Source organism: Ligilactobacillus sp. (assembly GCF_036846325.1).
GTDB lineage: Bacteria > Bacillota > Bacilli > Lactobacillales > Lactobacillaceae > Ligilactobacillus.
The window spans coordinates 20,340-35,565 of record NZ_DAIUCE010000007.1 but is presented as its reverse complement, the minus strand read 5'-3'; the positions used below and the strand labels follow the sequence as shown (position 1 = coordinate 35,565).

The following is a 15,226-nucleotide window of genomic DNA, read 5'->3' as shown; positions in this document are numbered from 1 at the left end:
GAACCTCGTAAGGGGCAAGATGAACATCCGATATTTCCTCACCGTTCAGGACATCCTTGAGATTTCTGTCGAAGCTTACTGACTCGCTGCCTTCATCGGCAAAGTTCAGCACAAAATAGAATCTTTCATCAGAATTCTCGCGAACCTGAACCGAAACTTTTGCGGAGCTCTTGGTGAAGACATTCTTGAAATCTAATCCGCATTCTTCAAGAATCCGGTCATAAAAATCATTGATGAACTGCGAATCAGTCCTGCAGCCAATCATGTATGCCGTCCCTTTTTCACAGACGTTTTCGGTGACGGCCGGGGTTCCATCATAAAAATCACTGCCGTACTCTGCCAGGACTTCAGCACCGCCTGTTTCAATCAGACCGCAGAAATCGACTGCCTCATACTCTTTTCCGTCAAACAGCAGCTTGTTTTTCTGTGTCGGGTACAGGACGTCAGTTTCCTTGATTCTGCATCCGTAAGTTTCGTTGAACAGATCGTTTCCGCCATTCATATATGCAAGGTCTGACCCGTCGACAACTCCACTCAAATACGTCCCGACAAGAATTCCGCCGTTTTTGACGAACGAATTCAACTTTTCTGCAAGTCTTTGCGGCAGCATGAACTGCAACGGATCAATCAGAACACTGTATTTCTCAAAATCATCCTCCGGCGAAACAAAATCAACCGGAATGTCATGCTTGTAGAAGTACTCGTAGTGTTTCTGCAATGTCTGCCAGTAAAGCTTCCTGTCCCGCGAATAGCTTTCGCAGTCACTGAGCGCCCAGTAGTTCTCATAGTCATAGAGAATGGCAACGTCAGCCTGTCTGTGACTCGTCTTCTTCACTTCGCCGAGCTTGCCCAGGATTTCTCCGACATGCGCCACGTCCTTGAAGACACGGTTTTCGGTCGAATTGTCATGCTCGATTACGGCTCCGTGAAACATCTCGGCAGACCCTCTTGACTGTCTCAATTGGAAATACAGTACGCTGTCAGAACCCTGTGCGATGTCCTGAACGCTTGCCAGAACATGCATCCCCGGACGCTTGCCCCGGTTGTAGTCCTGCCAGTTGACGCGTGAAGGCGTGTTCTCCATGATGAGGAAGTTCTGGTGCTTGAGACTCCTGAAGAAGTCATTGATGCACGAGACCTTCATCCCAAGCTCCGGAGTCGTCTCATAGTCATTGCCCCATGCCGGGTAGGAGTCCCAGCTGATGACGTCAAGATGCTTTGAGAACTTCTGATAGTCAAATCCGGCAAACGGCTCCATGTCCTTTCCTCCTGACATGAAGTTCGTCGTAATCGGAACATCCGGCGTAATCTCGCGGAGCGGCTTGATTTCATTCTCAAAGAAGCTCAGCGTCTGGTCAGTCACGAAACGTTTCCAGTCAAGGTTCATGCCCTTGCTTCCCAGCTCGCTGACAGGACTTGGAGGCATGACTTCGGACCAGTCATCATAGCGGTGAGACCAGAACGTGTTCCACCATACCCTGTTCAGATTGTCAAGCGAACCATAGCGTTTTCTGAGCCAGTCGCGGAAGGCCTCCTGACAGAGTTCGCAGCGGCACTCTCCGGAAAGTTCATTGGAAACGTGCCATAGGACAAGACTTTTCCTCTTCCCGTAACGCACCGCGAGCTTCCTGTTGATTTCCTGCGTCTTCCGGCGATATACCGGAGACGTGAAGCAGTGATTGTGACGGCCGCCGAATCCCTGCCTGAGATTTCTTTCGTCAACCCTCAGAACTTCCGGATACTTTCTTGCCAGCCAGGCCGGTCTTGCGCCGCTTGGAGTGGCCAAAATGACACTCATCCCCTGTCTTTCGGCACGGTCGAAGATGTCATCCAGCCATTCAAACTGATAGACGCCCTCGCGTGGCTCAAGCATTGACCACGAGAATATTCCAACCGTGATTGTATTGATTCCTGCTTCCTTGAACATCTTGAAGTCAAGGTCAATCGTTCCCGGATCGTCAAGCCACTGTTCCGGATTATAGTCTCCGCCATGAAGCAGACTTTGTCCCTTGATTTTCAACAAATAAAACACCTCACTTAGCTGCTGCCATGACAACATCTCTGATTACAGTTCAACAACGGCTCTGCCGCCTTCACCTTCCGCCGTCAGATCGTTCTGACCTGCGCGGTGCACGACCAGCTTGAATTCACTTCCGCCGTCAATTTCAACGGACAGCCTGCCGTTTTCATTCTTCATTCTGACTTCGGCAACGCGTCTTCCGTGATCATCCGTAATGAATGTTTCTGCTGATTCTTCCGGTTCATAGACATGAACTGTCGGATGGTCAAGATAGTCGTACATTGTCCTGTCATCATGCCGTCCGCGCACGATGATTGAGTTCGGACGGACAAGAAGAGGAAGATTCATGTAGTCGAACTTCTCATGATACCATGAACCGCCTTCGTATGATTTTCCGTCAAGAAGACTAATCCACTTGCCCTCGGCCCTCGGAACATAGAATTCACACGTGCCGTCTTCGCTGAAGACAGGTGCAACAAGCAGACTGTCACCAAGCATGTACTGACGGTCAAGTTCAGCGCACGCAGGATCGTCCTGGAATTCCAGAACCATGGCTCTGAGCATCGGTGTGCCGTCTTCGTGGGCAACATTTGATGCAGCAAGCAGATAAGGAAGAAGACTGAGCTTCAGCTTGGTGAACTTGCGGGATACTTCAACGGCCTCCTCGCCGTAAAGCCACGGGCACTTGTATTGAGTGGAGCCGTGATAGCGGCTGTGTGACGAAAGAAGTCCGAACTGCGTCCAGCGCTTGTAAAGGTCAGGCGTGGCATTTTCCTCAAAGCCGGAGATGTCATGCGACCAGTATCCAAAGCCGCTGAGACCGAATGAAAGGCCGGCCCGAAGCGTTTCTGCCATTGACGGATAATTCGACGAACTGTCACCGCCCCAGTGAACAGGGTACTTCTGACCACCGACCGTAGCCGAACGGGCAAATACAAGAGCTTCGTCCTCACCACGTTCCTGGGCAATCACGTCATAGACGGTCTTGTTGTAGAGCAGCGTGTAGTAGTTATGCATCTTTTCAGGATCTGAACCGTCATAGTACTTCACGCCGTCAACAGGGATGCGTTCGCCAAAATCCGTCTTGAAGCAGTCAACGCCCATCTTGAGCAGATTCCTCAGCTTGTCCTGATACCATCTTACGGCATCCGGGTTGGTGAAATCAACGACTGCCATGCCGGCCTGCCACTTGTCCCACTGCCAGACATCTCCGTTTTCCTTTCTGATGAAGTAACCCTTCTCAGCTCCTTCTTCGAAAAGCTCCGACTTCTGGGCAATGTAAGGATTGATCCAGACGCAGATCTTGATGCCCTTGTCCTTGATTTTCTTCAGCATCTTTTCAGGTTCAGGGAACTTTCTTTCATCCCACTTGAAGTTGCACCATTCGAGTTCCTTCATCCAAAGGCAGTCAAAATGGAAGACCGAAAGCGGAATGTCTCTTTCGAGCATGCCGTTGATGAAGCTCATGACCGTTTCTTCATTATAATCAGTCGTGAACGACGTTGAAAGCCAGAGTCCGAAACTCCATGCCGGAAGCAGCGGAGGACGTCCCGTCAGCCCCGTGTAGTTCTTCAGAACATCCTTGAGGCTGTCGCCGCCGATGATGGAGTACTCAAGAACCTGTCCCGGAACGCTGAACTGAACCCTCGAAACCTTTTCCGACCCGATTTCAAACTCAACCTTGTCGGAGGAGTTGACGAACACGCCGTAACCGCGGTTGCTGAGATAAAACGGAATGTTCTTGTAGGCCTGTTCCGTTCCCGTACCGCCGTCGGCATTCCAGATCTCAACGGACTGACCGTTCTTGACAAAGTTAGTGAAACGTTCGCCGAGACCGTAGATTCTTTCTCCCACGTCAAGCACGAGCTGGTCGCTGATGAACGTTTCCTTGCCGTCCTTCAGGATTCTTGCCTTGCCGCGATCCCTGCTTTCCGTAAGCTTCTTTCCGTCATGGAAATATGTGAAGTCAATTGAATCACCCAGGCTGATTACAAGCGATGTCTTGCCGGAAGTGAAGACATAGCTGTCATCCTTCTTTTCAATCACAGGATGAAAGCCCTTGTCCTCATTGATCTTGAAATAGGACTCGGAATCTCTCACTCCCTTGAAGTTGATCATCTTAAGCGTGATGACGTCTCTTGCCGGAGACGAAACCTCAAGTGTCATGAGTCCTCCGTCAAGGGTCATTCCCATGTTCAGAATGCGCTGGAACGGAGCATAGAGCAAAAGTCTGTCTCCTTCAACCCGTGCATCATAGATATTTGCTGCATAGTCAGCCTGAAAGCCGTCCTTCAGCAGCCATCCGCCGTTTAAAAATTTCATTTCGTCTGTTCCTTTCCATTGAGAATCTCATCGCTGCCGTTTTGTTCAATCAGCTTTTCATACCAATAGAAGCTGTCCTTCCTGTAACGGTCCAGGGTTCCTGTCTGATCGTCGTTCTGGTCGACGTAGACAAATCCGTAGCGCTTTGAATATCCGTTGAGCCAGCTGAGAAGGTCGGTGAACGACCATGCGCAGTATCCGAGCACTTCGACACCGTCGGTCACTGCCTTCTTCATTTCAAGAATATGCTGTCTGAGATATTCAATTCTGTAGTCATCGTGAATCCTTCCGTCCTCAAACTTGTCATGGGCACCCAGACCGTTTTCAGTGACCATAATCGGAAGTTCATACTTCTCGTAAACTTCGCGCAAGGCGACTCTGAAGCCGACGGGATCAATCTCCCAACCCCACTGCGTCGTCTTCAGATAAGGATTCTTGACACTGTTGAACATCGGCACTTCCGGATTCTGTGCCTGATCACCCTTCGGCTGCATCAAATACGGATCGGTTGCGCTGTAGTCACGCTCCTCACCGTCATCGTCAACAGGCTTTTCAATCCTGTTCTGCTGTACCGTTCCGCCGTGATAGAAGTTGATTCCGAGAAAATCAGGTCTTGCATCAGCTGCTTCAAGCAGTTTTCTGTCGTCTTCTGTCACTTCCGGAGCAATGCCGAGACGCTCCAGTGCCTTGAATGTAAATGCAGGGTAATGACCGCGGCAGTAGACATCAAGCCACCAGCTGTTGTTGAAGTCATCTGCATTCAGACTGGCCAGCACGTCATCCGGATCACACGTCTTCGGATAAACACCGCCGTAGCCAAAGCTCGGCCCGATTTTTCCTCCGGGAACCATCTTGTGAAACAAGGAGACCGCGACTGCATTGGCAAGATTGACGTTGTGATTCATCTCAAACATCAGCTTGACGTCGTGCTTCTTCGGCGGATGGTTGCCCCAGCGGTATCCCATTGCCGTGAAGACGTTCTGTTCGTTGAATGTGACCCAGTACCTGATGTCCTCGCCTAAAGCCTCGAAGACCACCTGACAGTATTCCCTGAAGGCGGCGATTGTCTTCCTTGATTCCCAGCCGCCGTACTTCTCCTGCAATGCAAGAGGGAGGTCCCAGTGATAGAGAGTCGCCACGGGTTCAATGCCATTTGCCTTGAGTTCGCGGACAAGATTTCTGTAAAAGTCAAGTCCGGCCTCGTTGACCCTTCCTTCGCCTTCCGGCAGAACGCGGCTCCAGGAGATTGAGAATCGATAGGCCTTGAGACCCATCTCCTTCATCAGTGCTACGTCCTCCTTGTACCGATGATAATGATCTATCGCAACATCACCGTTTGTTCCCTTGAAGGTATTCCCGGGAACCTTGGCATACTGATCCCAGACAGACGGACCCTTGCCGTCCTCATCAAATGCTCCTTCAATCTGATAGGCAGCGGATGCGGCTCCCCAGAGAAAATTCTTCGGGAAGTCGTCCAGTTTTTCGTAATACATCTAAGCTTTCCTCCTCATGTAACTCCAGTAGGCACCGTAAAGACCGGCGTCATTGAAGAACTTGCACGGCTTGATCTCCGTTCTGAAGTCCTTCCAGCTCGGAATCCTGTCCAGCTGCTTTTCAATCAGCCCAATGAGATCCTTGTTCTGACTGATGCCTCCGCCAATCAGGATTCTCTCGGGATCAAACGTTACTGCCAGATTGAACAGACATATTGCAACATATGCCGCCCAGTTCTCGACAACCTTCAGTACCTTCGGATCGTCAAGTTCCGACATGATCTGGTAGCCCTCAACCCCGTCAGAGGAAATTCCCCTCATTTCAGCATATTCACTGACTAGTGCGCTGGTGGATGCAAGCTCATGCAGCGTCTTGTATCCATTTGTGCTGTAGTCAGTAATCATCATTCCGAATTCACCGGCGCTGAACCGCTTCCCGTGAAGAATCTCTCCATTGAGGCAGACACAGCCACCGATGCCGGTTCCAATCGTTACCAGAAGGAAATCGGAAACATCCTTGGCGTTCCCGTCCATCTGCTCGGCAATTCCGGCGCAGTTCGCATCGTTTTCGAACCAGACAGGAATTTCCCTTTTAAGATGCTTCTTGAGTTCTCTTCCAATATACTGACCATGAAGAAAGGACAACGCCCCTGCCTTGATTGCCAGCTGGTTTCCAGTGTCAATCATTCCGGGAAAACTCATTCCCACACCTGTAATTTCGTCTCCTCGTTCTTCAATCAATCCAGCCAGCTTTCGGTAAAAATCCTCTGCTGAATCCATCGGTGTAACGAACTTTCCCTTCTCAGTCAGACTGCCGTCCTCCTTGAAGATACCATATTTGACAAAAGTTCCACCGACATCCAAAGCTAAAACTGACACGCTGCCACCTCTTTCTCTTTCCATACATGCCGCACCCCGGAAACTTCCGGAATGCGGCAATTCTCATTTATCTCTTTACCTGAATGCAGATTGCACATGATTCATTCAAACTGCAATCTGCCCGGGCTACGGTAAAATTATTCTCTCTTATGCCAACACCGTATCCCTGCTCATATTCCCTTTTCATTACCGCAATCCTGATTATGAACGGCAATGAACCGAATAATTCATGAAAAAACCTTCCCGGCACAGAAACCGATTACCCAGGACTTCCGTGCAGTGCAGCCGCCAAGGGCTTCCCCACCCAACATTACACATTTTCATGTGCTTGTCTGTTTATCTTCAATGAATCAAATAAATCTACTCACGATTCTTGTACTGTTTTACAACATCAAGGCGTGCCTTGTTCTGATCCTTGGCATTCTTGAGATCGACGTTCAGAATCTTCTTGTAGTCAAGGCCCTTGAGAGTGCTCTGCATCTTCTTGAGATCAGAATTGAAAGTGCTGTCATTCTTGACGAAGACCATCTTCCATGAACTGTTGACGATTTCAGTCTTTGCCTGTCCGCGAAGGGTTGAAAGCTCTGATTTTTCATCAGGAATGATGTAGCTTGATCCGGGAGCAACGAGCAGCTTGTGGTTCTTCTTGAGATATTCCATGGCCGTCTGTGCATTGCCCATATGAGCCTGCCAGTCCTTGTCCAAGGATGAATTGTTCATCGCAAGAACTGATGGCCATGCATTATAGCTGTAGCTGTAGCCCGTATTAGGATCCTTGTCCGTAGGTGCAACTGCAGGGAAGTTCAGAGCCGAAACGCCGTTCTTGTACTGGCCGCCGCCCCACTTTGTCGGAACCTTGGCATCGCCGTCAAGAAGAGCCTTCTTGCCGAATTCAGTCAGAACAGGCTTGCCGTCTTGCATCTTCCATGTAAGTCCCTTGACACCGGCCGTGCCGCCTGTCTGGGCACCGCCTGCAAGGACGCCTTCAGGAGAGTAGAGCCAGTTGATGAACTTGACGATACGCTTCTTGTCCTTTGCCTTTGAACCAAGAGCGATGAATGTTGAAGAACCATTAGGTGTATAGCCCTTGGAGAAGATCTTCATATCCTGGACGTCAACCATTTCGAATCCCTTGCCGGCATTCTTGTTGGCAGTCGTGTTGAATGCAGATTCACCCAGCCATGGCCAAAATGAGAAGAGCACCTTGCCGTCCTGGTACTTGGAGTAGAGCTTGTCGTAGTTTTGTGTCGAGGATTCAGGATCGACAAGACCCATCTGGTTGGCCTTGTTGAAGAAGCGAAGCGCTCTTACATACTGGCTGTTCGACTTCGTGATGTCCTGGTATTCCTTGCCGTCTGCCTTTGCCAAAACGAATCCTATTTCATCGTAGCCGTAGAATGTAGCCGGCTGCTTTGCATTGTTCATCATGTTGGAATCCCAGTCCTTGAAAAGAGACAGAGCATAGATCTTCTTGCCAGGATTCTCCTTGCGGGCAACATCCTGCATCTTCTTCAGAACAGGGAGCAGATCCTCAAGGGTGCTGATCTTCGGATATCCGATCTTGCTGTAGTAATCCCAACGAAGATATGGTCCGTATGTCGGCTCGATGCCTTCACTGGCAGCGGTAGGAGAACTGCTGCTGACGGATCCCGGAATACCCCAGACGCCGCTCTTCTTGCCGACAATGCCGTTGAATGAATCAGTAGCGCCCTTGTACTTCTTGATGTACTTGCACCCCTTGGCGTATTTTGACATGTCCACAATGAGTCCCGACTTGACGAGGTTCTTCGCACGTCCGCTTTCAGCACCTGTAATGACGATGTCACCAAGGTTTCCGGCTGCTGAACGTGTATCAAACAGCGTATTGCCGCCACCGGCAACGTTAGGAGCGATGATCTTGAGCTTGATGTTGAACTTGTCCTTGACGAGCTTTCCGAACCATCCTGACTGAATGCCCTGATAGTTGGCAAGGTCATCATAGACTGTAACCGTAAGCGTTTTATTAGGACTTACGGATTCGTCATCAGAAGATGATGACTTCCCGCATCCCGCAAGCAACAGGCCTGAAACTGCAATTCCGGCCAAGGCTGAAATTTTCCACTTTTTCATTAATGGATTCCTCCTCTGTATTTAACATTAATATCCTTTTTGATTTGAATATTCTTTATGAATCACATTATCCCTTGACAGCGCCGAGCATGATGCCCTTGACGAAGTAGCGCTGGAAGAACGGATAGACGCACATGATAGGCAGGACGACCAGAATGGAAACGGTCATCCGGATTGATGTCGGTGTCTGCTGTGTGGCAAGAGCCGTCAGGTTGACGCCGCTGCCGCTCTTGACCATCTGGGCGATGGAACTTGCCTGGTTGATGTACTCATACAGCAGATACTGCAGTGAATAGAGCTTGTCATCCGTGATGTAAAGCAATGTATCCTGGAATGAGTTCCACTGACCGACAGCTGAGAAGATTGCAACTGTTGCCAGGATAGGCGTACAGCTTGGAAGGATGACCTTGAAGAAGATGGTCAGCGTTCCGGCACCGTCCATTTCTGCCGCTTCCTCAAGTGACTTCGGAAGTGACTCAATATACGTTTTGACGAGAATGATGTTGAACGGCTGCACGATTGCAGGCAGAACATATACCCAGAAGTTATTGGTAAGACCGAGGTTCTTCATTGTGATGAACATCGGAATGAGACCGGCGTTGAAGTACATCGTGATGATGACTACACGGTACCACAGCTTGCGCTTCCACATGTCCTCCTGTGTGAACAGGAATCCCAGGAAGGCCGAAGCAAGAACTGTCAGAACCGTGCCGATTACAGTTCTCCCGACGGAAACCAGCGCTGCAAGCGGAAGGCCGCTCAGCTTCAATACCTGGATATAATTCTGAAAGTGAATGCCCCTTGGCAGAAAGTTGATTGCACCATTGGCAGAAAGCTGGTTGTTCGAGATACTGTTGATGATCAGATAGTAGAACGGGTACGCACAGATCAACGTGAAGAGAATGAAGAAGATAATGTTTGCAGCACGGAAAACTCCTTCACCTTTCGTGCGTTCATTCATTTCAATCCTTGTCATTTTCTGACCTCCTTAAATAATTGACTCACCGCGTGTCTTCTTTGAAGTCCAGTTGACAATCATCAGAAGAACAACGGAGACGAGACTCTTCAGCATCGATATTGCCGTACCAAGTGAAAGACTGTTATTCGTCATGCCGACATTGTAGACATAGAGGTCAAGAACCTGGATATGCTTCATGTTGAAGGCATTCTGGAAAACGAAGTACTGATCCATGCCGTTTGAAAGGAAGTTGGCAACGGAGAGCATCAACATTACGAAATAGGTAGGCATCAGTGCGGGAATCGTGATGTTTCTGATCAGCTGGAACTTGTTTGCACCATCGACACGTGCTGCTTCGTAAAGTTCCGGATCAATCCCGGCAAGTGCGGCAAGATACATGATCGATCCCCAGCCAAGTCCCTTCCAGGTACTCCAGAGAAGCATCTTCAGCCATGTATGTGAATCACTGTCAAGAAACTTGATGGGTCCTGAGATGATATGCAGATTCTGAAGTACTTCATTGACAACACCTGTGCTTGAGAACATGGCAAAGGCAACCGAATAGACGAGAACCCATGAAATGAAATTAGGAAGCGTCGTCAGCGTCTGAACAATGTTTCTGAACCACTTGCTGCGGATTTCATTCAGGCCTATGGCAAAGAGCACAGGCAGAAACGATGTGAGAACACCAAGCAGACTCATGGCAAAGGTATTTTCGAGAACCTGTATGATGGTATGAAGCTGTGTTGGATTATTGACCAGCATCTTGAACCACTGCAGTCCCACAAATGAACATTTTGATAATGGCAAAGGCGGCTTGTAGTCAAAGAATGCATATACCCATCCTGCCAGTGGCAGGTAGGAGAACAGAAATACCAGTATTAAAAACGGAATAAGAAGCAGGAAGAGTCTCTTGCCGCGCTTTTTTCTCAAGGCGCTCATACTCTTCTTTTTTGTCGTTTCAGCGACGTCCATGTAAGATCATTCCTTTCAAATTAGTTAGTTTTACATATCAACTATCTTATGTTAAAATATCCGAAAGCGATATCATATCGCATATTCTACTTAAAGGATGGTTAAATCAAATGAAATTCAATGTCAACAGCCCCATCTTCAGTTTCCTGGACACATTTGCGCGGTTCGTGTGTCTGAACATCGTGTTCCTGGTCACGTGCCTTCCGGTAGTGACAATTGGAACCGCCGTCTGCGCCCTGTATCAGACAATGTTCAAATACATCGAAAACGAAGACATAAAGCTGGTCAACACCTATATCGGCCGTCTGAAGTCAAACCTTGCCGACGGAACGAAGGCCTTTTTGCTGCTCTTCCTGGCAGCGGCCGTCATTTCATACAATCTGTTCTTCTGGTACAATCTCAAGAGCACACTCGGAATGATTGTATTCGGAATAATGATTTTGGCAGCAATTGCATTGGTAATTTCTTCGGTCTTTCTCTTCCCCCTGGTCGCACATTTCAAAAACACCCTGTTTCGTACGGTTGAGAATTCCTTCTTCATTTCCGTCAGAAACCTCAGAATGACAGTGATTCTGCTTCTGATTGATGCCGGTGCCTTTTCCCTGGCATATTTTTCAGGATTTTTCCGCGTGATGTACATCATTTTCGGACTCGCCTTCATAATCTACTGCAAGAGCCTCATTATCAGCAAAGTCTTTCAAAAATACGCTGCCCGGAACTGAATCCGGTTGTTACCAGTAAGTTAATTCAATTAACTTACTAATACCTGACGTATTTATAATAACCCTAAAGCACTTTCATGTAAACCCTTTCTTTAACTTTTTTTTTAATTCTTGAAAAAAAGACACGGACCACTGTTGTGATCCGTGCCTTTTTCGTCATATTTCCACATCAAGATATCAGGCAGAGTCTTCCTGTTCCCAAATCGAAGACATGCCTGATAAGAAGGGAATACCCTCCTAACAGAGACGAATATTTCGAGTCATTTGAAATCATCAGGGAAATGTCCCCGCTGCCGATTTCTGCAAGCTTCTTCTTGATTTTTATCAGAAGAGACGGGATGTTTTCGAGCAGCGTTGAATTGAAAACAATGATCTGCGGAGCAAAATTAGCTGCCAAATTGTTCAAGGCCACTGCTATGTTGGATGTAAAACCATCCAGTACGCTTACAGCCTTTTCGTCACATTGTCCGTAAAGCTGTGAAATCTTCTGCAAAGCCTGGACTGACAGCCCGGACTCAAGTCCCATCTTTCGGATAACCGCTGCCTGAGAACACAGTTCACTGATCGGCACATAAGACTCGCTTTCAGGTTCAATCATCATTACCCGACCAAGATTTCCTGCCATGCCGTTTATTCCCCTGTAAAGCGCATTATCGATGATGATGCCGGCACTTATGCCCTCATGAAGACTCAGGGAAATAAGGTTGGTGAACTCGTCCTTTGATGAAAAATCTCTCTGATATATCGCTGCGGCATTTGCCTCGTTTTCAATTACAACGGGAACGCCGTATTTCCTGCTGAAATAATCATGAAAAATCATGCCGTCTTCCGACTTTTCCCTGCCATCAGGCGTATAAATTCTGTTCTCAAAGACAATCTCATGCATTTCAAATGAAAGCCCTAGAAGACCATGGCTGGTTTTCTCCGCTTCAAACAGCGGAATTTCCCTGTCAATCAGGGATATAAGATTCTCAACACCGAAAGCGGAAAATGAAAGTTCCGTGAAGCGGCTGATGTCTCCGTTGGCGTACGTTGACATGATATTGACGTAATCAACACCCACTTCAACCATTATGAAGTAACCGTAATACTTGTTGAATTCCATCAGGAGGGGCTTTCTTCCGCCGGATTTCGTGCTTTTACCATGCCCCGTTTCACAGACATACCCTTTTTCCAAAAACTCATTGAGTATGTCTGAAACAGTCACCTTGTTCAGTGACAGTTCACGCGAAATGTCGCTGCGTGAAATGGGCCCCCGACTGATAATGGCACGCAGGACCGAACGGACATTATTCTGGCGCATAAGCTGCTTGTTCATTACCATTGATAATCATCTGCTATATAAAATGTGGTCAAATGTAATCGTTCTGTATATCTGACTACATTTGAGAAAAGAATATAGCTTTTCCTTTCCTAGTTTCATTTACCGCTGTCTGCACTGGTGTTCCCATATCATGACTTAAGGGTGCATCCATATTTTTCATGATAATTATTATAGCACATATTTTTATATCCATGAGTTACGAAGGATTCAAAAACAGCCAGGGAAACACGTCCTTAAAAGAACCTGCTTCCCTGACTGCTTAAAAAATCACGGACTTTTTCAAAGTCTCTTCATTTCAATCAACACGTTCAGGAATTACTCTTATGAGGAGCATCCACCTTCCCGACATAACGGTTGACATGTTTCTCCAGATACTGAAGCAGCTTTGCTTCATTCGTAAATTCACGCGGGTGCTTCTGACCGTGCAAACGCAACGTAATCTTATTGATTCTGTCGCGACCGGTCCATGTATATGAATGTTCTACGATGAAACGATTCAAAAACTCGCCGTCACGCTTGCCAAACTTCAACACATAGACTCTCTCGGGCACCATCAACGGATTAACGTGCTCTTTTTCATACTCGACACCATGAGCATTCAAAAAATTCTTAGTTCTTCTCAACATCAGCATGTTTCCTCCTTTTTGACAGTTTTCCTTGTTTTTCTTTGCTTTATTATAGCATTTATCTCAAAAATAGCAATCATCAGAAGGCGTCTCCATTTTTTAAATATCGCTATAATAACAAAGGCTGGGAAACCTTCCCAGCCTCAATATCACCCGTACGGGGATCGAACCCGTAACTCCGCCTTGAGAGGGCGACGTCTTAACCAATTTGACCAACGGGCAAAATCACTTACTCTTTTATTATACCCTGTTAATTTGAAAAGTCAACTATTTTTTTAAGAAATCAAACGCCTGAACCGCATATCCGACGAACAAGACGAACACCCATATGGTGCAGAACACGAAAACCAACGATATCAGCTTTGAATCAAAAAAACTTCTCGAAACAAAAAGCAGGACGTCAATTACGCTCCAGACGATCAGCTTTTCCAAATTACTTTCCACGTTCAAACACGGCCTTCAATTCCTCAACCGGCTTCATGTCACGGTTATAATACTGGATTTGATAATAGTCCTCAGCCGTTTCAAGCAATGCGTATGTTCCTCCGATCGATGCGTATTTCCCTCTTGGAAAACTGATGCTTCCTGGATTGATTATCAAGCGTTCATCATTAAAGCTTGCGCCCAACTGATGAGTGTGCCCGAAAAATGCAATTCCGCATCCTTCCTCCTGCATTTTAAAATCAAGTCGGTTCAATCCAAATCCCACGCCCAGAAGATGTCCGTGAACAAGCAGCATTCGATCTGGTCCGACTTGTTTTACCGTCTGTTCCAAAAAGTCGGGATCATAGTCGCAATTGCCTCCGACAACAATCATTTCATCAAACAGTTCGTCATCAGATTTCAGTTCAGAATCACCGCAGTGAAACATCGCATCAACCTTTTCCTTATATTTCTTAACCAGTCTGCATAAGATATCGCGATCTCCGTGACTGTCGCTTACGATTAAATAAAGCATCTCCATGCCCCCTATTCGTTCCACCATTCATCAAACTTCTTCAACAGATTTTCGGTTGCCTTTGCACGATGACTGACCTTATTCTTTTCTTCCATCCCGACTTCGCCGAAAGTCCTGCCAAATTCAGGATAGTAAAACAGCGGATCATATCCGAAACCGTCTTCACCATGCTTTTCATGGGCAATCAATCCATAGACGTCACCGCTCGCCTCCAACGGCATCTTGTCTGGGGCGGTGGCCACGATCGAGCAATGAAAATGCGCCGTACGCTTTTCGTCAGGAACGTTCCTGAGTTCTTCCAAAAGCTTTTTGTTGTTCGCTTCATCATCATGATCTCCGGCGTACCTTGCAGAATAGATTCCAGGAGCTCCGTTCAGCGCATCGACAACCAGTCCGGAATCATCGGCCAACACGGGAAGATTAAGCTTATCGGTTAGCGTTTGTGCCTTAATCAGGGCATTCTCCGAAAAAGTCCTGCCATTTTCAACAATTTCAACTTGTTCATTCAGGTCTTTCAAAGTGATGACCTTGATTCCCCTTGATTCAAAAAGTCTGCGATACTCACGGGCCTTGCCTTCATTTTTGGTTGCTATCAAAATCTTCGTCATAAAATGTTACCTCAATTTTTTATTTACGTTAATTATGCTCAATTTTTCCGACTTTTGCAAGTTGACTTCATTCACTTTCAAAAATATTCGAAAATCACCCTGCTACAATGTATAATGTTATGTAGAGACTTCAATAAGGGAGAAAAAATCTGACATGCAGGAAAATTTTTACAATATCGCATCTTCAAATGGAAAATTTTCATCCGAACTTTTAAGGGATGCACTTTTGCCT

At 47.3% G+C, this 15,226-nt stretch carries 13 protein-coding genes, 1 tRNA gene and 1 pseudogene; 2 read left to right on the top strand and 13 right to left on the bottom strand.

What is annotated here, in order from left to right:
• The 7 genes from V7Z60_RS01635 to V7Z60_RS01605 form a co-directional block, all read right to left on the bottom strand.
• On the bottom strand, positions 1–2,023 hold a 2,023-nt coding region (locus V7Z60_RS01635; RefSeq protein WP_442918882.1), incomplete at its 3' end, for a beta-galactosidase.
• Between the two features lie 42 nt (positions 2,024–2,065).
• On the bottom strand, positions 2,066–4,342 hold the full coding sequence (gene yicI / locus V7Z60_RS01630) for an alpha-xylosidase (protein WP_334115799.1): 2,277 nt from the start codon (positions 4,340–4,342) through the stop codon (positions 2,066–2,068).
• Positions 4,339–5,835: a glycoside hydrolase family 1 protein gene (locus V7Z60_RS01625; RefSeq protein WP_334115798.1), complete on the bottom strand. Its 1,497-nt coding sequence runs from the start codon at positions 5,833–5,835 to the stop codon at positions 4,339–4,341. The genes yicI and V7Z60_RS01625 overlap by 4 nt, the downstream gene beginning before the upstream one ends.
• Entirely contained in the window at positions 5,836–6,738 is a 903-nt protein-coding gene (locus V7Z60_RS01620) for an ROK family protein (protein WP_334115797.1), read from the bottom strand.
• Positions 6,739–7,074: 336 nt separating this feature from the next.
• On the bottom strand, positions 7,075–8,823 hold the full coding sequence (locus tag V7Z60_RS01615) for an ABC transporter substrate-binding protein (RefSeq protein WP_334115796.1): 1,749 nt from the start codon (positions 8,821–8,823) through the stop codon (positions 7,075–7,077).
• 67 nt (positions 8,824–8,890) lie between these two features.
• Entirely contained in the window at positions 8,891–9,799 is a 909-nt protein-coding gene (locus V7Z60_RS01610; protein WP_334115795.1) for a carbohydrate ABC transporter permease, read from the bottom strand.
• Positions 9,800–9,811: 12 nt separating this feature from the next.
• Positions 9,812–10,756, bottom strand: coding sequence for an ABC transporter permease (locus tag V7Z60_RS01605; protein ID WP_334115794.1), 945 nt, complete (start codon positions 10,754–10,756; stop codon positions 9,812–9,814).
• A 110-nt stretch (positions 10,757–10,866) separates the two neighbouring features.
• Here V7Z60_RS01605 and V7Z60_RS01600 point away from each other — a divergent pair, with 110 nt between their 5' ends.
• The gene (locus tag V7Z60_RS01600; protein ID WP_334115793.1) at positions 10,867–11,478 is read left to right on the top strand and encodes a YesL family protein; all 612 of its coding nucleotides are present in this window, start codon (positions 10,867–10,869) and stop codon (positions 11,476–11,478) included.
• A gap of 169 nt (positions 11,479–11,647) precedes the next feature.
• Here the strand turns inward: V7Z60_RS01600 and V7Z60_RS01595 are convergent, their stop codons facing one another.
• From V7Z60_RS01595 to V7Z60_RS01570, 6 genes are all read right to left on the bottom strand, one after another.
• Positions 11,648–12,802, bottom strand: a complete 1,155-nt coding sequence (locus V7Z60_RS01595; RefSeq protein ID WP_334115792.1) for an ROK family transcriptional regulator — start codon at positions 12,800–12,802, stop codon at positions 11,648–11,650.
• A gap of 308 nt (positions 12,803–13,110) precedes the next feature.
• Positions 13,111–13,428, bottom strand: coding sequence for a hypothetical protein (locus V7Z60_RS01590; protein ID WP_334115791.1), 318 nt, complete (start codon positions 13,426–13,428; stop codon positions 13,111–13,113).
• 149 nt (positions 13,429–13,577) lie between these two features.
• Positions 13,578–13,650: transfer RNA gene (locus tag V7Z60_RS01585), tRNA-Glu, on the bottom strand.
• 45 nt (positions 13,651–13,695) lie between these two features.
• Complete coding sequence (locus tag V7Z60_RS01580) at positions 13,696–13,872, bottom strand: hypothetical protein (RefSeq protein ID WP_334115790.1); 177 nt, start codon at positions 13,870–13,872, stop codon at positions 13,696–13,698.
• A complete protein-coding gene (locus tag V7Z60_RS01575) occupies positions 13,862–14,392 on the bottom strand; it encodes a metallophosphoesterase (RefSeq protein WP_334115802.1) in 531 nt (176 codons plus the stop codon). The genes V7Z60_RS01580 and V7Z60_RS01575 overlap by 11 nt, the downstream gene beginning before the upstream one ends.
• Positions 14,393–14,397: 5 nt before the next feature.
• Positions 14,398–14,994 (bottom strand): XTP/dITP diphosphatase, encoded by a 597-nt coding sequence (locus V7Z60_RS01570; RefSeq protein ID WP_334115789.1) that lies wholly within the window; start codon positions 14,992–14,994, stop codon positions 14,398–14,400.
• A 154-nt stretch (positions 14,995–15,148) separates the two neighbouring features.
• Here V7Z60_RS01570 and V7Z60_RS10260 point away from each other — a divergent pair.
• Positions 15,149–15,226 (top strand): annotated as a pseudogene (locus tag V7Z60_RS10260) (YslB family protein); the annotation flags it as partial.